This is a genomic window from Paenilisteria rustica, from assembly GCF_013820765.1.
Taxonomy (GTDB): Bacteria; Bacillota; Bacilli; order Lactobacillales; family Listeriaceae; genus Listeria_A; species Listeria_A rustica.
In genome coordinates this window covers 17,579-38,220 of the sequence record NZ_JABJVM010000025.1, presented here as the reverse complement: position 1 = coordinate 38,220, position 20,642 = coordinate 17,579, and the positions used below count along the sequence as shown (strand labels likewise).

17 protein-coding genes are annotated in these 20,642 nt (G+C 44.5%); 2 read left to right on the top strand and 15 right to left on the bottom strand.

The features are described 5' to 3' along the window. Window positions 1-305 precede the first annotated feature (305 nt). From HPK16_RS15560 to rhaB, 9 genes are all read right to left on the bottom strand, one after another. Entirely contained in the window at window positions 306-608 is a 303-nt protein-coding gene (locus HPK16_RS15560) for a hypothetical protein (protein ID WP_181677824.1), read from the bottom strand. Window positions 609-627: 19 nt separating this feature from the next. Beyond that, window positions 628-1,188, bottom strand: a complete 561-nt coding sequence (locus HPK16_RS15555; protein WP_181677823.1) for a YdeI/OmpD-associated family protein — start codon at window positions 1,186-1,188, stop codon at window positions 628-630. A 196-nt stretch (window positions 1,189-1,384) separates the two neighbouring features. After that, window positions 1,385-2,227: an LD-carboxypeptidase gene (locus HPK16_RS15550; protein ID WP_181677822.1), complete on the bottom strand. Its 843-nt coding sequence runs from the start codon at window positions 2,225-2,227 to the stop codon at window positions 1,385-1,387. 223 nt (window positions 2,228-2,450) lie between these two features. Then, the gene (fucO, locus tag HPK16_RS15545; protein ID WP_181677821.1) at window positions 2,451-3,605 is read right to left on the bottom strand and encodes a lactaldehyde reductase; all 1,155 of its coding nucleotides are present in this window, start codon (window positions 3,603-3,605) and stop codon (window positions 2,451-2,453) included. Next, entirely contained in the window at window positions 3,598-4,902 is a 1,305-nt protein-coding gene (locus HPK16_RS15540; protein ID WP_181677820.1) for an MFS transporter, read from the bottom strand. The genes fucO and HPK16_RS15540 overlap by 8 nt, the downstream gene beginning before the upstream one ends. 20 nt (window positions 4,903-4,922) lie before the next feature. Further along, window positions 4,923-5,237, bottom strand: a complete 315-nt coding sequence (gene rhaM / locus HPK16_RS15535; protein WP_181677819.1) for an L-rhamnose mutarotase — start codon at window positions 5,235-5,237, stop codon at window positions 4,923-4,925. A gap of 55 nt (window positions 5,238-5,292) precedes the next feature. Continuing rightward, window positions 5,293-6,123 (bottom strand): rhamnulose-1-phosphate aldolase, encoded by an 831-nt coding sequence (rhaD, locus tag HPK16_RS15530; protein ID WP_181677818.1) that lies wholly within the window; start codon window positions 6,121-6,123, stop codon window positions 5,293-5,295. Beyond that, window positions 6,116-7,399, bottom strand: coding sequence for an L-rhamnose isomerase (gene rhaA / locus HPK16_RS15525; RefSeq protein ID WP_181677817.1), 1,284 nt, complete (start codon window positions 7,397-7,399; stop codon window positions 6,116-6,118). Before rhaA ends, rhaD begins: the two co-directional genes overlap by 8 nt. A 1-nt stretch (window position 7,400) precedes the next feature. Then, window positions 7,401-8,861 (bottom strand): rhamnulokinase, encoded by a 1,461-nt coding sequence (gene rhaB, locus HPK16_RS15520; RefSeq protein WP_181677816.1) that lies wholly within the window; start codon window positions 8,859-8,861, stop codon window positions 7,401-7,403. 177 nt (window positions 8,862-9,038) lie between these two features. Here rhaB and HPK16_RS15515 point away from each other — a divergent pair, with 177 nt between their 5' ends. Continuing rightward, window positions 9,039-9,797 carry a DeoR/GlpR family DNA-binding transcription regulator gene (locus HPK16_RS15515; RefSeq protein ID WP_181677815.1) on the top strand — a complete coding sequence of 253 codons (759 nt, stop codon included), beginning with the start codon at window positions 9,039-9,041 and terminating at the stop codon, window positions 9,795-9,797. A 99-nt stretch (window positions 9,798-9,896) separates the two neighbouring features. Here HPK16_RS15515 and HPK16_RS15510 read toward each other — a convergent pair whose 3' ends face one another. Both HPK16_RS15510 and HPK16_RS15505 read right to left on the bottom strand, forming a co-directional pair. After that, a complete protein-coding gene (locus tag HPK16_RS15510; protein ID WP_181677814.1) occupies window positions 9,897-12,005 on the bottom strand; it encodes a MucBP domain-containing protein in 2,109 nt (702 codons plus the stop codon). Between the two features lie 23 nt (window positions 12,006-12,028). Continuing rightward, window positions 12,029-15,583 (bottom strand): right-handed parallel beta-helix repeat-containing protein, encoded by a 3,555-nt coding sequence (locus HPK16_RS15505; RefSeq protein WP_181677813.1) that lies wholly within the window; start codon window positions 15,581-15,583, stop codon window positions 12,029-12,031. Window positions 15,584-15,855: 272 nt separating this feature from the next. Between HPK16_RS15505 and HPK16_RS15500 the strand changes: the two genes are divergently transcribed. After that, window positions 15,856-17,907: a MucBP domain-containing protein gene (locus HPK16_RS15500; RefSeq protein ID WP_181677812.1), complete on the top strand. Its 2,052-nt coding sequence runs from the start codon at window positions 15,856-15,858 to the stop codon at window positions 17,905-17,907. Window positions 17,908-18,029: 122 nt separating this feature from the next. On the opposite strand, the gene HPK16_RS15495 is transcribed toward HPK16_RS15500, so the two are convergent. From HPK16_RS15495 to qoxD, 4 genes are all read right to left on the bottom strand, one after another. After that, window positions 18,030-18,800: an ABC transporter permease gene (locus HPK16_RS15495; protein WP_181677811.1), complete on the bottom strand. Its 771-nt coding sequence runs from the start codon at window positions 18,798-18,800 to the stop codon at window positions 18,030-18,032. Continuing rightward, on the bottom strand, window positions 18,793-19,728 hold the full coding sequence (locus HPK16_RS15490) for an ABC transporter ATP-binding protein (RefSeq protein WP_181677810.1): 936 nt from the start codon (window positions 19,726-19,728) through the stop codon (window positions 18,793-18,795). The genes HPK16_RS15495 and HPK16_RS15490 overlap by 8 nt, the downstream gene beginning before the upstream one ends. Then, window positions 19,725-20,036: an ArsR/SmtB family transcription factor gene (locus tag HPK16_RS15485; RefSeq protein ID WP_181677809.1), complete on the bottom strand. Its 312-nt coding sequence runs from the start codon at window positions 20,034-20,036 to the stop codon at window positions 19,725-19,727. Before HPK16_RS15485 ends, HPK16_RS15490 begins: the two co-directional genes overlap by 4 nt. 276 nt (window positions 20,037-20,312) lie before the next feature. Continuing rightward, complete coding sequence (qoxD, locus tag HPK16_RS15480; RefSeq protein ID WP_181677808.1) at window positions 20,313-20,642, bottom strand: cytochrome aa3 quinol oxidase subunit IV; 330 nt, start codon at window positions 20,640-20,642, stop codon at window positions 20,313-20,315.

Sequence of the window (20,642 nt, the reverse complement as noted above, 5' to 3'; positions counted from 1 at the left end):
CCTGCTCGCTTCGCTCTCATGCATATTGGTACTGTAACTCACTTTGTTCGTAACAGTCGCTGAAGGATTACCTGCTCGCTTCGCTCTCATGCATATTGGTACTGTAACTCACTTTGTTCGTAACAGTACCAACAAAAAAGAACCAGCTAGGGGGGAGCTGGTTCAAAAAAGGAGTTATAAGGACTGAAACAATTAGAAAAAGGGGGGTAAAACTAATTGCTGTCCTGTTTACATTCTCTATATTACAGGGCATCGATGAAAGTTTGCAGGGATTTTTATGAGAATTTCATGAAACTTTCAATTTTTTATGTTATATCATACTTAATCGTGCCTTCTCGTGTTATATCTGTGATTTCTAGCCGTGCCATTTGAGCCACATTCTCGATTTGACCGATTTTTTTAATGATAATTGCGCTGTCTGTATTCAAATAGGAAAGCATGATATCTTTGCCTAAATCATTTTCTGTAACGGGAATATCAATTCGGTCTTCCCCGCCAGTTCCCAATTGCTTTATATTCGTCGTTTTCTGCTGACCTTCTATGTAGATGAAAATCTTCTGTGTCAATTTGCTCTGCGACTTATTGGTAATACTCATTTCTAGCGCCATATTATGCCGACTCCTTCCATTAATAATCCACTAATCTGCCATCGTCATTCCACTTGCCATACAATTCGCCTTTTCGTGTCTTTTCAAAAAAAGTCGCCAACCGCTTATCGAATAACGCGCGATCCTTAACAACGGACTGAATATTATCAAGTTTAATACGAACGTATAGATCCGGGAGTTTTGCAAAATTTTCTGCTAAAACCGCGTCCTGCTCTATCGTCGCTAAAATATCTGTGAATATTTCAAATTCCATTTCGAGATTCGGCAAAACGCTTTCCCCGTGCTGCGTCATCAAACCTAGCTTCCTCATCCGACGCGCCCGCTCCTTGTTTAATTCCGTCCAATTGCTTTTCGGAACGCGATGTGAGAACCGTTGCGCCATGTACTTTTCGTCCATTCCTTTTTTCGTGCTATCAATCCAACCAAAGCACAGCGCCTCCTCCACAGCATCAATATATGTAAATTCACCCTGTTTCCGCGGCAAAACAAGCCAACAATATTTCTCCGTTTCACCATTCAGCTCCAGCCAATTTCGCCATTCATCACGATTTCCCGCATATACCTTGTTATCTACCTCCATCAAAATCCCTCCCAGATTCCCATTATCTCAAAATAGACGCAAAAAAACCAGCCGGGGAAGCTGGTCAAAAAGGGAGTTTGTTAAAGGGACACCACAATTAGAAAAAGGGGGGTAAAACTAATTGCTGTCCTTGCTTTACACTCTTTATAATACAGGCCTTTGATGAAATTTTTGCGGGGGTTTCATGAGAATTATATTAGAATTCAAGCTTTTGTCCAAGTGGGAACGGCTGCGCATCTTCATTGTGCCCAACTGCTGGGGTTTTCAACAGGAATATACCATATCGTTTCGCGTATCCCTGCACCATTTCAACGACTTCCTCGCATTGTCCCAACTTCTCCATTTCTGAAAAAGTGCCCAATATAACGCCATTCGCTCCTTTTAAGTAGCCGATTTGATCAAGTTGTGCGAGATAGGTCGCGATTTTATTACGATCGCCACTCATCGCTTCCAGTAGAATAATTTTCCTAGTCGGATTGGGTAGATATTCCGTTCCTGCAAGCTTCAGCAAACACCGAATATTTCCACCGATAACTTCACCAGACATTTTGGCGCCCACCCGTATCGTTTCATATGGTATTACTGTTTTTTCCCCTTTCAAAAAGGTATTTTCAAACTGGTTCAGCTGTAGATCGGACTCGTTTCCTGCTAAATGCAGTAATTGGTAATTGTAGCCGCATATACCCGTTTTCGCATAAATCGCATTCAAAATAACCGTCAAATCACTGTATCCGATAAACGGTTTATTCGCCGCCTTAATGACCTCAAAATCAAGATATGGTAAGATTTCATTCGCTAAATCACCGCCAGAAATATCAAATATCGCCTTGATTTCAGGATTTCGATACATATTCAAAAGCGATTCTGCGCGTTGTTTCGGCGTCCTACTTTCCGTTTCAAAAATCGTCGTTGCCCGAACTACGCCAATACCGAAACGCTTAAAAAGCAGCTCCTCCACACGTTTAATATCCTTTTCTCGCTCCTTCTCCCGCCCGTTAGAACAACCAACCAAGCCGATGATATCTCTATTTTGCAACATATACCGCACCTCCATGTAGCTCTAGTTTAGCACAATAATCGTACCAAGCAAAAAACACCGACCCCAGTTAGTTGGGATCGATGTTTTTCTAAGAGAGGTATGAAAAAAGGTGAGAAACAGTGCAATTACTCTAAAAGGGAGTTAAAAAGTAATTGTTGTTGTCTACAAAATCTATATTACAGGACAGTCATGAATTTTCTAAGATGAAAATGTGAAATTTTTGTTAATAAAGTAGTTTCTTATATAATGCTAGAATTTCTTCCGCATTTGTTGGCCGTGGATTCCCGCCAGTACACACATCGGCTAAGGCGTCCTTAGCAAGCGCCTCTAAATCTTGCTCTTTGACGCCCACTTCGCTTAGTGAACTCGGAATTCCGACATCTTTAGAAAGCTCAGAAACGGCTCTGACTGCTGCTTTTCGGGCTTCATCAAGCGACATAGATTCGGTGCCAACAACACCCATGGCTTGGGCGATATCGCGATATTTTTCGCCTGTATGAGCCGCATTGTATTCCATAATAGTTGGCAAGATAATCGCATTCGCAACCCCATGAGGCGTGTCATACCAAGCCCCCAGCGGATGCGCCATGCCGTGAACTAGACCTAAACCAACATTTGAGAATCCCATTCCCGCGATGTACTGGCCTAACGCCATTTTTTCGCGTCCTACTGCGTCACCTTTTACCGATGAACGAAGCGATCCCGCGATGATTTTAATCGCTTTTAAGTGTAGCATATCCGTCAATTCCCAAGCCGCATTCGTGATATAGCCTTCGATGGCATGCGTTAAAGCGTCCATACCCGTTGCGGCACAAAGCGATTTCGGCATTGACATCATCATATCGCTGTCAACAAATGCCACGAGCGGAATGTCATGCGGGTCCACACAAACGAACTTGCGCTGCTGCTCCTCATCCGTGATCACATAGTTTATCGTCACTTCCGCCGCCGTTCCCGAAGTCGTTGGTACTGCAAAAATTGGAACGCTAGGCTGCGTCGTATTTGCCTCACCCTCTAAGCTTCGCACATCGCTAAACGTTGGATTCGTCGCAATAATCCCAATCGCTTTTGCCGTATCAATCGGGGAACCACCGCCAATCGCGATAATATAATCCGCGCCTGATTGTTGAAACGCGCCGAGCCCAGCTTTCACAACCGCGATCGTTGGATTCGGAATCGAGCCATCAAAAACCGCGTATGGCAACTGCTCCACGTCCAATAACGCCGTCACTTTTTGCACAATTCCATGCTCAACCAAAGCCTTATCCGTCACGATAAATGCTTTTTGAAAAGCCGATTTTCGGACCTCATCCGTGATTTTCCCTATCGCACCAGCGCCAAAATAAGAAGTTTGGTTCAAAATCATTCTGTTAACCATCTAATTGCTCCTCCTCGATTATGCTGTTTTCTTCTGGTCCATATCGCTCTTCCTCGATCTCCTTCAGCGTCTTACCACGCGTTTCTGGCGCCAAAATCAGACCAATAATCAAGTGAATCACAAGGAAAATAATCATCACGACGCCCGCCGCTTTGAATCCTAAGAAAGTAATCATAGCCGGCACAACAAGCGAGATCAAACCAACACCGACACGTACCAATCCAAACATCATCCCTTGCACTTTTGCCCGATATTGCGTTTTGAAAAGTTCGCCAGCCCATAATCCGTAAAACGCTTGCGCTCCAAAACCAGCCGCAACACCCCACAAAATAATGAATAGCAACAATTCCGTCATTCCCATCGAACCAAACGTCAAGATAATCCACGCCACAATTCCCATGACAGCACCGATTCCAAATAACAACTTGCGGTTCATCTTATCGCCCAATTTAATGAAGACAAAGTACGTCGAAAGAATCGTGAATACCCACAGTGTTCCTTGCAACAAGTTCGCGTGCGCCGACGTCAATCCGCCAACCACTTGATAAATATACGGCATGAAATAACCCATCACACCTGCGACTAAATTCCAGAAAAAGTAGATACCGAGCACGAGCGTAATCGCTTTTCGGTTCGCTTTAATCGTAAATAACTCCTTAATCGAGACTTTTTTACCCACATTCTCGGCTTTTGCATCCTCTTTTTTCTGATCTTCCCAAACGGTCGACTCATTTATTTGCTGTTGTAAAACCCATGTAATGAGAGCGATCACAAACAGCATTCCAAAAATAATTCGACTTCCCAACAAGCCAAGTGGCGCCATTAGTACCGCCAAAAACAGCATTACTGCAGGCCCTACCGACCAAGCCAACTGCCCATATCCAACATGTGCCGCCCGATCTTTTGCCGGCGCTTCTTCCGCGATATACGTCCAAGCCGCTGGAATCGCTGCTCCGACCGCTATCCCCGTGATAATATACCCCGTCAATAACATGCCAAAATTCATTGACAGCGCTATCAAAAGCACACCAATCATATACACAATTAAATCATATTTATAGATAAATTTCCGTCCATATTTATCAACCAAAGCCCCACCAATAAAGGCACCGACAGCCGAGCCGAATCCGTTCGCACTAACCGCCCCGAGCAAGCCAACAGATGCATCCGATAGATTCAAATAATTCACCCATAATGTCAGTCCCCCAGCCGCCGCAACAATCGATCCAGCCTCCAGAAAATTAGACATCGACACAGTTAGAGTGGCTTTTAAACTTCCTTTACCTGCATTCGCCATACTTTTTCCTCCTCTTTATGTTACGCAAGATAAAAAACAGATGTTAGATTTTTCGAAACTGGGCTGTTGTCATCATTTGTTTCCATCAACGGCTCCATGTACGCCCACCATTTTTTGCAAATTTCAGTCGATGCTATTTTGTCATATTTTTCTCTATTTTCCACTTCTAAGTACGCGAACAAAACATGTGTATTATCATCCATAAAAATCGAATAATTCTGCGCGCCATGTTCCTTCAGGGCTTGCTCCATTTCTGGCCATAAATCATCGTGCCTCGCCTTGTATTCCTCCGCAAAACCGTCTTTTAAGTACATAATCGATGCTATTCTTTCCATGTTGCGACTCCTCCTATTATTTAGGGAGCGCAGACTAGCCGCTCCCCTGCATAGTTTACTTCACGCCTACTTGCAAATATCCCGATTTCGCAGTGACACCAAATGCATCCGCTAAATCTTGTAATTGTTGATCCGTAATCGTTTGGCGCGCGCCACCTTGTGCTTGCACTAACGTATAAACTTCCGCAGCCTTCTCAGCCGTTTCGATCAAACCAAATACTTCGTCCATCGTACTTCCCGCTCCAAAAATTCCGTGATGTGGCCAAATAACCAATCGGAATTCGCGCATTTTCGCAGCCGTCGCCATCCCAATCGCGTCCGTTCCAGGCACCATCCAAGGTAAAATCCCGACACCTTCTGGGAAAACAACGATACATTCCGTACACATTTGCCATAAAGTACGCGTAAAATCACGTTCTTCCAGCGAATGCGTAAATGTCATCGCGATAATATTCGTCGCATGATTATGCATAATAATACGGTGCTCCGGATCAATTTTCAAGCGTTCGATGTGGCTCATGAAATGCGCCGGCAACTCACTCGTTGGCACGCCACCATCCGTGAAGCCCCACAGCAATTCAACACTTTTACCCGTCTCGGCAACTCGGATAATACCAAGATTCACATCAGGCGCATCGATGACATTTTTGAAATACTTGCCAGAACCCGTCACGATAAAATATTTCCCCGCAAGCGCCGTCGCATCAAAAATCATCGGAATCGTGCGAATCACTTGGTTCGGATTAATATACTCACCAACCTCCGCCTCCGTAAGCAGATAACTGATGTTTCCGCCATTTCTTTCATCCCAACCTAGACGATATAAATTCGCCGTTACTTTCATCATTTCCTGTACAAATGGTGCTGCTACAATATCTTTACTCAATTCCAATTGCCTCCTCAGACCGTTTTACCAAAACATTTTCTTCATAATCCTTCACTTCTTTTAACCAAGCCTCGCGAACAGGCACGTTTTGCGCCTCGCAATAATAATCCCAAACCGCCGCAAAAGGAAAGTCCTTCAATTCCTCAGTCAGCGCCAATCGTGACGTATAATCGCCATCCAATTCAATTTTGCGAAGATATTCGGTCGGCTCAAGCATTGCTTTTAAAAGAGATTTCAACGTGTTTCGCGTCCCAATAACCCACGCAGCCACACGATTAATCGTTGCATCGAAGAAATCCAAACCGATATGCGTTTTGCCCAGCAAGTCATTGCGAACCAACTCACGCCCAATTTCCTGCAACTCATCATCCATAATCACGACATGATCGCTGTCCCAACGCACCGGACGACTAACATGCAACAGAATTCCCTCACTAAACAAAGATAACGATGACAGCTTGTTCGAAATCACTTCCGTCGGGTGGAAATGCCCCGCGTCCATACAAATCAACTTATTCCGCGTAATTCCATACCCCATGTAAAACTCGTGCGATCCCACCGTATAAGCCTCAGCGCCAAGTCCAAACAACTTACTTTCTACCGCATCCAGCGTATACTTCCGGTCCAACTCCTCCGCAAAAATCGTATCGAGCGACTCCATCAAACGCTTACGAGGCGCTAGACGATCAATTGGATTATCCTTGAAACCATCAGGAACCCAAAAATTATTGACCGAAGTTTGCCCTAATTCTTCACCAAAGTAAGCCGCAACCTTCCTAGCCCGTTTCCCATGCTCAATCCAAAAATCACGAATCTTCTTATCTGGATGACTCAGCGTGAAACCATCTTCCGAGTTAGGATGTGAGAAAAATGTGGGATTGAAATCCAAACCAAGACCTTGCTCCTTCGCCCAATCCACCCATTTCGCATAATGCGCCGGCTCAATCTCGTCCAAATCAACTTTTTCATCCGTATCCACATACATCGCGTGCAAATTCACCTTATGTTTCCCAGGAATCAGCGAGAAAGCCTTCTCCAAATCTTGGCGTAACTGTGCTGGCGTATGCGCGGCACCAGGATAATTTCCCGTCACCGAAATCCCGCCCGTCAGCTCTTGATCCGGATTCATAAACCCAGTCACATCATCACCTTGCCAACAATGCATCGAAATTTTCACATCCGCCAAACGCTTCAAAACATCATCCACATTCACGCCATACTTCGCATATTCCTCTTTTGCCCAAGCGTACTGTTGTTGTAATTTCTCGTTTCCCATCTTATAAAGCCTCCTGTTTCCCAGATATATTTTTGTACTTTGCTCGAATTTCCATCATATTTATACCATCACCCGGCGCATACGTAGTCATCGGTGTCGACCTGCGAATCAGCTCCCGAACTGCCGATATATCCTGAGCCTCACCACTCGCAATCAACTGCACTGCCAAATTTCCAAGCCCAGTCGCCTCGGTAGGTCCCGCATGCACCGTAATCCCCGTCAAATCTGCCGTCAACTGGTTCAAAATCGCAATGTTTGCGCCACCACCAATAATATGGAGATGTCCGATTTCCTGCCCCGTTAGCGCCTGCAACTGCTCAATCTGAATCGCATACTGAATCGCCAAACTATCATAAATAACACGCGCCAATTTTCCCGGTGTTTGTGGGATTTCCTGTCCAGTCTCCATACAATACGCCTGAATCTCCGCAATCATATCCGTTGGGTTCAAAAAGCGATAATCATCCACTCCAATCAAAACTCCAAAGGGCTCCTCACGCGCCGCTAACTCCGCAAGTTCTGCATAACTATACGCATAATCCTGCATTCGCGTGACCTCTTGAATGAGCCACAGCCCCATGATGTTTTTCAAGAAACGGAACGTATCATACGCGCCCCACTCATTCGTGTAATTCGCCGCAAACGCCTCCGCACTATTAATCGGATTCGCCAACTCCGCTCCAAGAAGCGACCATGTCCCACTCGACAAGAAGGCCCAATCATCACCAACACCAGGCGCTCCAAGCACTGCCGAAGCCGTGTCATGTGTCGCAACCGCAATCACATCACAATCCGGCAAATCATACTTCTCATGCCACTCCGACGAAACCTTACCCAACATCTCACCCGGCTTCACAAACCGCGCAAACTGCCCAGCATCCAATCCCACTAAATCCAACAAATCCACATCAAACTGTTTCGTATGTAAATGCAACATTTGCGTAGAAGAAGCATTCGTAACCTCCGTCACACGCTTACCAGTCAACAAATACCCCAAATAATCAGGTACCATCATAACCGTATCCGTCCGAGCCTTAAGCCCCGCATCCTCCACATACAACTGATACAACGAATTAAACTGCAAAAATTGAATTCCCGTTTTCGCATAAATATCCGCAGCTGGCACCTTTGCCACAACCGCATCCATCGCAAAATCCGTTCGCTTATCACGATAACTAACCACCTCATGTAACCGCTTTCCTTCTTTATCTAGCAAACAGTAGTCCACTGCCCACGTATCAATACCTAACGTACAACTCGTGACACCAGTCTTCTTCAACTTCTCCAAGCCAATCAATATATTTGTGAAAATATGATCAATATCCCATAAACATTGACCATCAACTTCCGTGAAACCATTTTTAAAACGGTGAATCTCTGTCAGCTCAATCTTCCCATTCACTAGCTCGCCCATAAGCAGACGCCCACTCGATGCGCCAACATCCACAGCCACATGTTTCAAAAGCTCCTCCTCCTTCACACTTTTAATTTATAAACCAAGAATACACCGAATCCGTCACTAAGTCAACATTTTTATTTATCATTTTGTAGTTTTGTGTTGTTTTTATGTGGTTTTCAATTAAGGCTTGCTTGTGAATGTGCTATTGTTTACAATGAAATAGACAAGGATGTGATGAAAATGCTTGCTTTCGAGCGAAAAGACAAAATACTATCAGAAATAAAGAAAAACAAGAAAGTCCACGTATCCCAACTAGCCAAAATTTTCAATGTATCCGAAGAAACGATTCGGCGCGATTTAGACAAATTGGAGAAAGAAGGCATCGTGGACCGCAGTTACGGCGGGGCAACACTCAGCCAGCACACAAATGAAGATTTGCCATACGCAACCAGAAACGTCATCAACGTCGATGAAAAGAAGAACATCGCAACAAAAACAACATCACTCATCAAGACCGGCGATTCCCTCATTGCAGACACGAGTTCCACCGTTTTCGAGGCGCTGAACCTACTCGTCCGTGAGAAAGAGAATCTCACCATCATTACCAACTCGATCACGGCAGTCGAATTACTCGCCAAGTTCAAAGTCCACCTCATTCTGACTGGCGGAACCCTGCGCACCAAGTCCAACTCACTCATCGGTTCCGACGCAGCCAACACGATCAGCCGCTATTTTGTGGACTATGCGATCATCAGCTGCAAAGGCCTCTCCATGGAAAATGGCATCACCGATTCCAACGAGCCCGAAGCCGAAATCAAAAACCACATGCTAAAGCGCGCTAACAAAGTGATACTAGTAGCCGATTCCTCCAAATTCGACAAAAATGCCTTCATCAAAATCGTCGACATTTCAGAAATCGACTACCTCATCACCGACCAAGAACCAACACACGAATGGCAACAGTTTTTGAAGGAAAAAGATGTAACGCTGATTTACTAACAATACAGATTTCCCATTAAATTTATAACAAAAGAGGCTAGCGTGTAGGATGATTATGAAATCACCTGCACGCTAGCCTCTTTTGTTATACTTATTGTATCAATGCTTGCCTTTTCGCCAGTAATACACACCGTATGCGAGTAAAATACCTCCAAGCACGACGCTCCAATCTGTCGCTTGATCACCAGTATTCGGTAATGTTTCGCTAGCGGGGTACATGCGATCGCTACTCGGTAATGCGTTGGTTGTACCTGTATTTGTGAGTACCGCAGAAGGCGCAATCACTGGCTTGGCTGATTCTTCGGCTGGCGTTATCGTCTCTGGCTTCGGAATGGTTGGTGGGATAACTACTTTGTCCACCGGTTGTGGATCCACAGGAGGAACCACGATGATTTCCCCTTTTTTGTCCGCTTGATAGAGGTAGGTCACCTGTTGGGGTTCCTCGCTATACATCCCTGTTTCTTGTCCCGTGACGCGAAGGAGGTGATAGCCAGCGATATCTTTGGCTGTGGTCTGATACGATGCTCCTTCTGCTCCCGTTAAAAGAACGGCTGGGGCGAGTGTTTTCCCATCGGTATCCATATACGAAACGGTGACGGTTTGCCCTTGTGTTTGTGCATAGCGATAGGTCACGGTTTGCGCTGCTAGTGTAAAGGTTCCAGATGCATTGGCTGGTGTATGTTGCAGCGTATAATGGGCAATCGTTGGCGCTTCTGCTTGATAAGTATCATCAAACGTACCGTCCAACTGCGTCTCTGGCGCAAGGGCTTTGCCTTGTTCATCGACGTACTGTACCGTAATAGGCTTACCAGCTGTCGCTGTATACATAAAGTTTACCGTCTGCGCGGCATCTGTGAAGGAGCCTTGTGCATTCTCAGGCTGTTTTGTTAAAATGTACCCCAGGATATCTTTAGTTTTTGCGGTGTACGTCGCATCCAGTTTTCCTGTGAGTGTTTCCGCTGGGGCAAGCGTTTTTCCTGTGTTGCTCGTATAGTGAACGGTGACCGCCGCCGCTTCTGCTTTATCGTAGACGAATGTGATGGTTTGCGGGGTTTCGGAATACGTCCCCGTCGCGTTCTTTGGTGTCTCCGTCAAGGCGTAGGTTGGGATAGCTACTGTTTGGGCTGTGTAGGACGTACCATATTCGCCAGTCAACGTCGTTTCTGGTGCCAACGTATGTCCAGCTGCATCGACGTATTGTACGGTGACAGGCGCTGCTTCCACGATTTCATAAGGTACGGTGACTATCCCGCCGTTACGGAGTGCTCCTTTTTCATCTCGTTCTCGGTAAGAAAAGCTGACAGTTCCCGTTGGTTGCGTAGGCAGGGTCGGCCAGACAAACTGTTGCCCTCCTTCTTGATACGTTCCGCCATCATTAACGGCGTCAGGGGGAAAGGTCGTCCCATGTGTGGACAAAACAGGATTAGGGAGTATCAGTTGCGATTTCCCTGTTTTTTGAACAGGTAGTGTGACCTTTTGACTGTAAGATATAATCGTATTGCTTTCCCAGTCCAACATACTTACATCTAAAATATGATTATTGGTAAGACTTATTGTTGTATTATGAATACTTGCCAAAGGGGAGGCATCCGAAATTTCATTATAAGACAATCCTAACTCCTTTATGCTGGGGGATAGGGTGGAGGCAAAGTTGGCACTTTGGATCTGATTGCGCCCTAAGATCAATAGTTCCAAATTTTTTAGAGCCGTTAAATCAGGCACTTGTTGAATCGCGCACCAATCTCCTCTAAAGGTTTTTAAAGCGGTCAATGTTGATAGCGTACTTATATCCGATAAGTCTTCATTTCCTGATAGGGAGAGAAATTCAAGCTTCGTTAAATTGGCAAGGGGGGTTATGTCTCGTATGTCAGAACCGCTATTGCCACCCTCGGCGCTTAAACTTCTTAAATTCGTCGCATATTGAAGTCCCTCTAAACTGGAAACCTTCCTCCCCAACTCTATACGAAGTCCTTTTAACTCTTTCATCTTCCCTCGTGTGATGGGAGTTGAGTATATTTCCAATGCATCTCTAATCGCTGCTTCTAAATCCTCATCAGGGAATATCACGGCTTCATTATCCGTTGCCTCCGCGGCTGCTGGTACGGAAGCCATTGGCAACATCGTAGCAGGTATGTCTAAGGTAAACGCGACACAACTAACCGTTAGCACCACGAGCGCTCTCTTTTTCCACTTCTTCTTTTTCTCCATCCTGTTTCTCCTCCTCCCTAACCCTATATCAAAGTAACAGGAAACATCTGTAAAAGTTGCCCATTTGCGTTATATCCACACACGTACACGATACTCGTTTCAAAAATCTTCCCTTTTGCGTAATATTGAAAAGTCTCCTCTGTCAAAGGCGCGACCTTGCTTAACGATTCGTTGTTGATTTGAAGCGTCAATGATTTCAATTGCCATTCTGGTTTGGCATGAAGCTGATACATCCCCTTTACAAAGCCATCTACTGGGAATACAGCCGATTGGAAAGTAGGAACCTCTACCTGTAAGGGCATCTCGTGTAACATCCGTCCAGATGCATAGGCGCGCAACGTTAGTACATCCCCCAATGCAAAATCTGTCGCATTGACATAAAAGGTCACTTGTTTTTCTTCTGATGCAGAATTGGCATACCCGCTAGCACCAGAATGAGCACTTCCATTTCGATAAAGCGTCAACGTGGTCAATGGCTCTGCTGATTTTGCTAGGGTTACTGTCAGGCTTTGCGTTTTTCCAAGCTTCACTTTAGACACGTCTTTGATGCTCGTTACATACAGTGGCACTGGTTGAATATCGATAATCGTGGTCCCGTGATAAGCGATAATTTCTACTCGCTGATCAGAAAATAAAATTAAGCTTTTCGCAAAATGTTGCCAGTCCATTTGCGTGGTATCCCAATAAGCAGGATTGCCTTTTAAATCACCATCCACACGCAGGTGTAACGCCATTTTCCCAGAAAAGCGCGCACGAATAGTCTGGTCGAAAGTTCCTTTAATATAGTCATCTTTTTGCGTGGTGAAAGGTCGAATGTCTTTCAAAATAGCCGTATAAATAGGTGTTTCTGCCAACATAAGCGGATACCCTTGTTCCTGTTGTAAAAGGACGCGCAGTTGGGCTGGCATGGTAAGCAACGCCGTCGGATCTTCTGCTTGTAATGTGACATGGTAGACTTCCCCCGCTACACCTAATTGCCGTTCCATTTTCAACACTCGGATAAGCAACGTGCGGGCATCCGCGTTCGCTTGGAAGACCTTGTCCCATTGTGAAAGATCAGAAACATCTTTTGGTCGTACAAAGGCTGTTTCTGGGACTGAAGTAAGATCGAGACGTCCTTCGATAATGACCTGAGCTGGATTAGCTTGTTGGCGGGCAGTTGTCAACGCAAGCCCTGCATAAAGGACAGGAATATCGACACTATCTATGGACTGTTTCTCCGCATCAAGCGCGATGAGTTGTACTTGATCGCGCACCGTTTGCACATACTTTTGAAGATACAACGTTAAAGAGGCTTGGCCTGGAGTTTGTGCTAACGACGTCGCAGAAACGGTAGCAACGACCACCTGATTGACTAGGAGTTGGGCGCTCTGCATTTTGCCACCATAATAGCCAATCTTTATTTCCGCTTTTGTACTCAGTGAATAGGTAGGAATATCTGTCCAGACCTCTGCAGTAGAAACAGGTGGTACCCATTTAGCAACTAGATCCCCATAGATATCTCGCGCTTCGATGGTCCATTTCTTTTGTCGGGTCATCCCGCTAGGAACTGGATAATAGAAAGAAGTATCTGAATATAGCGGCGTAGATCCCACGCGTTTGCCATCCAAAACACTATGTAGCGCATGTACCAGGTTTCGATTATCTGACATGCGGACTAGAACAGAAGTATCCTCTAGATGGTAAGAACGGCTAGTAAGTAGTTGACTTTGAAGAATAGGGATACGAATTTCATCTAAAATCATATCTTCATCGGCAATATTGACTTTTTTCCCTAAAGCTTGCAGACGCACATCCTCCGTGTTCACCGTCACCTGATTCTTTATATAATACTGAAAATGGACTGCTCCATTCGCATCCCGAGTCACGGCCACCTCTTGCGTCGGCTGTCCATCAATGACTAAACGAATCGTGTTCACCGCTTCCGTTCGAAGCCACTTCCCGTATAACCAATCTTGCCCCCACGTATAATCCTGCGCTTCCAATCCTTTAGCATAGACTTTCCCCACATATTCTTCCGTATAAAACGCTGGCATCCCGCTTAATGGCGCATAGGTCGAAAAATAGCGAATGGATTGTCCCGCTTCTAACGGCGCGGATAACTGCGTTTCAAAACGTTCAGCATGCACTGGATAAGGTGATAGAGAAGTCGTGCCAAGATAGAGCGAGCGCCATTTCAAAGTGTCCCATTCATTCCATTGAAACAAAGTGTCTCCCTCGTGTAACGGATAATACGTCGCAAACGTTTCCGACGGCCGAACGTTTTTTAAAACCTCCGTAGGTGTCACATTCGTTGAAAATTCCTCATGAAAAGCAAAAGGCAACATTGGTTGATGTGTGTACCGGTCTTTCTTTTTCCGAATCTGATTTTTTCGAATGGTTGACCCCGCAGCAAACGGTTGATTGGTACGACAGAAGAAGAAAGCCCTTCTAGGATCTATTGTAAAGTCCCCGTCAAATTGATTATAGTCAAAATGAAACAGTCCAATATTTCCAAGATGAAAAACGTGAAAAGCGCGGTTAAGGGAAGAAAATGTGTTTTTACTCACATTGAATTCCAGGACTTTATATACTTGTTTTTGTTTCTGAACATCAGGAGGCGTACGGAAAAATATAGGCGTGCCTTGTTGAGCAGGCAACAAAGCATCTTGTTGGTATTTCTGATCAATGATGTTCTCACGAAAATCGATTTTTTTAGTGTATCGGAAATTCTTGTTATCTGATATATCGCCTCCGATGACTAACATGTTATTGGTAATGTTGTAGAATCGGTTTTGTTGAATCGTAAAAGAACCCGTCGCTTTCGTCTCATCCGCTGTATCGGTGGAGCCATACAATACAATGGCTTCTTCGATATCATTAAAAGTATTGTCTTTAATCGTGGCGCCATGGCAAGCTGTCAGGTATAAGCCGTTATCTACCGCCTTTTGAAAGGTATTTCCGCTAATGATGAAATCGCTTTCTTTCAAAGCGTAACCAACACAAGTAATCCCTTGCACAATCGGTTTTTTCTGATCTAGGTCCCACTCTTCTTGACCTATGATATCCGGTTTAGGTGTCCCTGCTGGTGAAGGTCCGAAGTGATTATTTCGAATCACGAAATTGGAAGAGGTGTATCCTTCAATGGTGATACAGCGGTTTAATTGACGAGCAGTGTAGACCATCTCATCATTTCCATTATCCCCAATAGGTAAACCTGGATCTAAATTGATAAAATGGCAGCCCTCAATGGTGACTTGTTGACATTCACTGAAGTATAGGGCACTATCATTTTTTTGATTTTCGGTCACGCTAATCCTATTAAAAGTATAGTTTCTAAAAATACAATTGCGAATCGTCACCTGTTGACAACCTGTCAATTTGAGTCCGAAATGACTATTCTTATTAAGATCAAAGACTACATTTTCAATGGTGATGTCTTTCAACGGGATATATGCACCAGTGTTGTTTTTTTGGGCTGTGATCTTTACTAGAGCATCTAACCAGATCATATCTCCCGTGGAATGCGCTTGAATCGTCGTATAGCCTATAAGCTCATCCAAAGATGTAACTGGGGTTGTAACAATTAGTTTTGACATAGGCATAAAGCCTCCTTAATTAAACTCAAAAACAGGCATGCTATTTTTGGCAAACTAATTGTAACATAAACTAACACATAAAAAGAGGCGCACCATTACAACAAACAGTCATAAAAACAAGATAAATAAAGCAAAGATTCTAAACTTAGACACATTTGGCGAAAAGTAATATGGTAAACTAAAGAGGATAGACAAAAAGAGCGTATTAGATTGCAAAGAGATGATAACATACCTTTTTAAAGAGATATTGATGACATAGGAGGAGAAACAGGATGGAGAAAAAGAAGAAGTGGAAAAAGAGAGCCCTCGTGGTGATAACGGTTAGTTGTGTCGCGTTTACCTTAGATATACCTGCTACGATGTTACCAATGGCTTCCGTACCAGCAGCGGCAGAGGCAACGGATAATGAAATCGTGGTATTCCCTGACGAGAATTTAGAGATAGCAGTCCGTAGCACATTAGAATCAGGCGCCAAACCTATCACCCGAGGGATGATGAAACAATTAAATGGGCTTCGCATTGAGGATGGATGGGGGATTTCCAGTTTAGAGGGGCTTCAATATGCGACGAATTTAAGAACTTTAAGCGCAAGTGGGGGAAGTGGCTGTGATATACGGGATATAAGCCCCCTTGCCAATTTAACGAAGCTTGATTTTCTCTACTTGGCAGGAAATGCACACTTATCGGATATAAATACACTATCAACGCTGACTGCCCTGAAAACGTTTAGAGGAAATGAATGTGCGATCCAACAAGTCCCAGATTTAACAGCACTAAAAAATTTAGAAATATTAGAGTTACATCGTAATCAGATCCAAAATGCTGAATTTGTAAGCACTCTATCTCCAAGTATTCGGGACTTGACATTAGATTATAATGAAATCTCGGATGCCTCCCCTTTGGCAAGTATTCATAATACGACAATAAGTCTTACCAATAATCATATTTTAGATGTAAGTATGTTGGACTGGGAAAGCAATACGATTATATCTTACAGTCAAAAGGTCACACTGCCTGTTCAAAAAACAGGAAAATCGCAACTGATACTCCCTAATCCTGTTTTGTCCACACATGGGACGACCTTTCCCCCCGACGCCGTTAATGATGGCGGAACGTATCAAGAAGGAGGGCAACAGTTCGTCTGGCCGACCCTCCCTACGCAACCAACGGGAACTGTCAGCTTTTCTTACCGAGAACGAGATGAAAAAGGAGCGCTCCGTAACGGCGGGATAGTCACCGTACCTTATGAAATCGTGGAAGCAGCGCCTGTCACCGTACAATACGTCGATGCAGCTGGACATACGTTGGCGCCAGAAACGACGTTGACTGGCGAATATGGTACGTCCTACACAGCCCAAACAGTAGCTATCCCAACCTACGCCTTGACGGAGACACCAAAGAACGCGACGGGGACGTATGCCGAAACCGCGCAAACAGTCACATTCGTCTACGATAAAGCAGAAGCGGCGACGGTCACCGTTCACTATACGAGCAGCACAGGAAAAACGCTTGCCCCAGCGGAAACACTCACAGGGAAACTGGACGCGACGTACACCGCAAAAACTAAAGAAATCCCGGGGTACATTTTAACAAAACAGCCTGAGAATGCACAAGGCTCCTTCACAGATGCCGCGCAGACGGTAAACTTTATGTATACAGCGACAGCTGGCAAGCCTATTACGGTACAGTATGTCGATGAACAAGGCAAAGCTCTTGCGCCAGAGACGCAGTTGGACGGTACGTTTGATGATACTTATCAAGCAGAAGCGCCAACGATTGCCCATTATACACTGCAACATGCACCAGCCAATGCATCCGGAACCTTTACACTAGCAGCACAAACCGTGATCTATCGCTATGCACAAACACAAGGGCAATCCGTCACCGTTTCGTATATGGATACCGATGGAAAAACACTCGCCCCAGCCGTCCTTTTAACGGGAGCAGAAGGAGCATCGTATCAGACAACAGCCAAAGATATCGCTGGCTACCACCTCCTTCGCGTCACGGGACAAGAAATGGGGACATACAGCGCGGAGCCTCAACAGGTAAGTTACCTCTATCAAGCGAACAAAGTAAAAACGGCTGTAGTTCCACCTCCTGTGGATCCAAAAACAAAAGGAAAATTGACCAATCCAGTTATTGATCCCTCTACGGTACTACGAAAAACAAGCACAAGAAACGAATTAGTTAGCGGTAATCGGATCTATCCTGCTGGAAAAACGTTACCTAACACCGGTGATAAAACGACAGACGGGAGCATGCTTCTAGGAGGCCTATTGCTTGCATATAGTGTATACTACTGGCGAAAAGGCAAGCGTTGAAATAAATAAAAAGGCTAGAGCATAAAGTCGGTTCAATACTACCTAGCTACTAAAAAAGTATAGAGAACAACAATAAGGACTGTAAACATCTAGATTCCATGTTTACAGTCCTTTTTAAATTATTAACTTCTCAATCCGCGACCTTTTTCAACTAGATACCAACAAATCGCATAGAGCACCACGATAAATAGTATCAAAATCGCCATCGACCACAAGACCGAAATATCCGTTTTTCCAAGAAAGCCGAACCGGAACCCTGAAATCATATACACAATCGGATTGACTTTTGAAACGGCTTGCCAAAATGGTGGTAACATCGAAATCGCGTAAAATACGCCACCCAAGTACGTTAATGGCTGCAAAACGAACGTCGGAATAATCGACACATCATCAAAAGACTGCGCGAAAATCCCGTTCAATAGCCCCGCTAACGAGAATAAAATCGCTGTCATGAGTAGCGTAATAATGACCAATAACCATGAATGCACATGCAGTGGTACAAAGAACAGCGAAACCATCGTGACAAGCGCCCCAACGAGAATACTTCTGCCGATTCCGCCGAGAACAAAGCCCCAAATAATGACATGTGTCGGCACGGGCGCGATCAATAACTCCTCAATATTTTTCTGGAACTTCTGCGAGAAGAACGAGGAAGATACATTGGAATAAGAACTAGTAATAACAGACATCATAATAAGTCCGGGTACAATAAATTCCATATACGAGAATCCGCCGACCTGACCGATTCGCCCGCCGATCAAATTCCCAAAAATAACAAAGTATAGCGATGTCGTAATCACTGGTGGCACTAAGGTTTGAATCCAAATACGCATATAGCGATTGGTTTCTTTAGCAGCTAAGCTTTTTAAGGCTGTAAAATAAAGATTAAACATGTTTCCCCTCCGCTTGATGTGTCTCGTCTGTGATTTTCAAAAATAGTTCTTCCAATCGATTCGATTTATTCCGCATCGAAAGAACCTGTATCCCTTGCTTTGTGAGCTTCTCAAACAACTCGTTAACTCCCTGATCGCGCTCCACTTCCACAGAAAGCGTCTGATCATCCTCCAAACAACTCTTATATCCCGTAATCTCAGGTTTTTTATCAAAAGGTGCCAAATCAAAAATAAACGTTTCAAATTGCAGTTTCCCTAGCAAAGTCTTCATACTCGTGTTTTCAATCAACTCACCCGACTGAATAATCCCGATATTCCGGCAAAGCATTTCCGCCTCTTCCAGATAATGCGTCGTCAAGATAATCGTTGTCCCACCTGCATTCAACTCTCGCAGATAATCCCACATCTCACGTCTCAGCTCAATATCCACACCCGCTGTCGGCTCATCCAAAATAAGCAAACGCGGCTTATGCATCAAAGCCCGCGCAATCATCAATCTCCGCTTCATCCCGCCAGAAAGCATCCGCGCACGCACATCACGCTTTTCCCACAGGCCAGATTGCTTCAAATACGTCTCGCTCCGTTTCAACGCCTCTTTCCGAGAAACCCCATAATATCCCGCCTGATTCACAACAATTTGCTGAACCGTCTCAAACGGATTAAAGTTAAACTCTTGCGGCACCAACCCAATCTGCTGTTTCGCACGCACTAAATCCGTATCAATATCATAATCAAAAACCTTCACTTTTCCCGATGTCTTATTAACAAGCGACGTAATAATCCCGATTGTCGTAGATTTTCCGGCACCATTTGGCCCCAACAAGGCATAAAAATCTCCTTCTTCGACCGCTAAATCAATCCCGCGCAACGCCTCAACACCCGTCGCGTATACCTTTTTCAAGCCTGTTATCTCCAGTGCATATGTCATTTAATAACTATCTCCTTATTCATATCATTCTGTCCATCATTAGAAAGCAATTTCGCCATAGTTTCCATAAAATCCTTCACAAAATCCTCACGCAACGTATAATAATGCCACTGACTCTTCTTAGTCACCGAAACAATCCCTGCCTTCTCCAGCGCCTTCATATGATGAGAAAGCGTTGGCTGCGTAAAATCAAAATGCTCCAACACATCACACCCACACAAACACCCACTAGAAAGCAAATCAATAATCTTCATCCGATTCGGATCAGCCATAGCCTTAAGCACCAACGAAGTCCTCACATAATCCATCTCTACCCTCCATACATAAATACTCACCTATGTTGAATATAGATTACCATGAATATAAAGTCAAGAATAAAAAACCCCCAGAACAGCGAAAACCACCATTCCAAAGGTCTAAAAAAATTTCTAAAGCTCCGAAGTATCCCACCAAACCTTCAGCGAGCCGACAAATGCTTAGATGCTAGGCAAAGACGAGTACCGAAGCGGAATGTACGATTTGTACATGAGCATCGGAACACAGTCTTTAACAACGCAGATGAGCGTTTGTCGGCTCGCTGAGCCTTATAGGAGGTGGTTCATGTGACCAATTTCCATCACCCAATAAGATCCCATAACTACAACAATCGCAATGAATGCTGCAAAAAGAATGTTACCGACTTGGATACGTCCATTTTGGCCTTCCGTCATGTGCATGAACATTAGTAGTTGCAATGCTGCTTGAATGAACGCGAAGATGAAGATAACCGTAATGATTACTGATTTACTTAACGTAGATTCGAATACAACCCAGACAGCTAGCAATGTTAACGCGATCGATAGGGCAAAACCAACGATATGTTTCCACGGAATGCCTTCTTCAACATGTGCCGTGTTCGCTTTATTTTTCGCCAT

What these genes read in the sequence shown, in the direction of transcription:
- HPK16_RS15560 (WP_181677824.1), bottom strand. Translation starts at nt 608, where the DNA reads ATGGCGCTAGAAATGAGTATTACCAATAAGTCGCAGAGCAAATTGACA.
- HPK16_RS15555 (WP_181677823.1), bottom strand. Translation starts at nt 1,188, where the DNA reads ATGGAGGTAGATAACAAGGTATATGCGGGAAATCGTGATGAATGGCGA.
- HPK16_RS15550 (WP_181677822.1), bottom strand. Translation starts at nt 2,227, where the DNA reads ATGTTGCAAAATAGAGATATCATCGGCTTGGTTGGTTGTTCTAACGGG.
- fucO (WP_181677821.1), bottom strand. Translation starts at nt 3,605, where the DNA reads ATGGTTAACAGAATGATTTTGAACCAAACTTCTTATTTTGGCGCTGGT.
- HPK16_RS15540 (WP_181677820.1), bottom strand. Translation starts at nt 4,902, where the DNA reads ATGGCGAATGCAGGTAAAGGAAGTTTAAAAGCCACTCTAACTGTGTCG.
- rhaM (WP_181677819.1), bottom strand. Translation starts at nt 5,237, where the DNA reads ATGGAAAGAATAGCATCGATTATGTACTTAAAAGACGGTTTTGCGGAG.
- rhaA (WP_181677817.1), bottom strand. Translation starts at nt 7,399, where the DNA reads ATGGGAAACGAGAAATTACAACAACAGTACGCTTGGGCAAAAGAGGAA.
- HPK16_RS15515 (WP_181677815.1), top strand. Translation starts at nt 9,039, where the DNA reads ATGCTTGCTTTCGAGCGAAAAGACAAAATACTATCAGAAATAAAGAAA.
- HPK16_RS15510 (WP_181677814.1), bottom strand. Translation starts at nt 12,005, where the DNA reads ATGGAGAAAAAGAAGAAGTGGAAAAAGAGAGCGCTCGTGGTGCTAACG.
- HPK16_RS15505 (WP_181677813.1), bottom strand. Translation starts at nt 15,583, where the DNA reads ATGTCAAAACTAATTGTTACAACCCCAGTTACATCTTTGGATGAGCTT.
- HPK16_RS15500 (WP_181677812.1), top strand. Translation starts at nt 15,856, where the DNA reads ATGGAGAAAAAGAAGAAGTGGAAAAAGAGAGCCCTCGTGGTGATAACG.
- HPK16_RS15495 (WP_181677811.1), bottom strand. Translation starts at nt 18,800, where the DNA reads ATGTTTAATCTTTATTTTACAGCCTTAAAAAGCTTAGCTGCTAAAGAA.
- HPK16_RS15490 (WP_181677810.1), bottom strand. Translation starts at nt 19,728, where the DNA reads ATGACATATGCACTGGAGATAACAGGCTTGAAAAAGGTATACGCGACG.
- HPK16_RS15485 (WP_181677809.1), bottom strand. Translation starts at nt 20,036, where the DNA reads ATGGATTATGTGAGGACTTCGTTGGTGCTTAAGGCTATGGCTGATCCG.
- qoxD (WP_181677808.1), bottom strand. Translation starts at nt 20,642, where the DNA reads ATGGCGAAAAATAAAGCGAACACGGCACATGTTGAAGAAGGCATTCCG.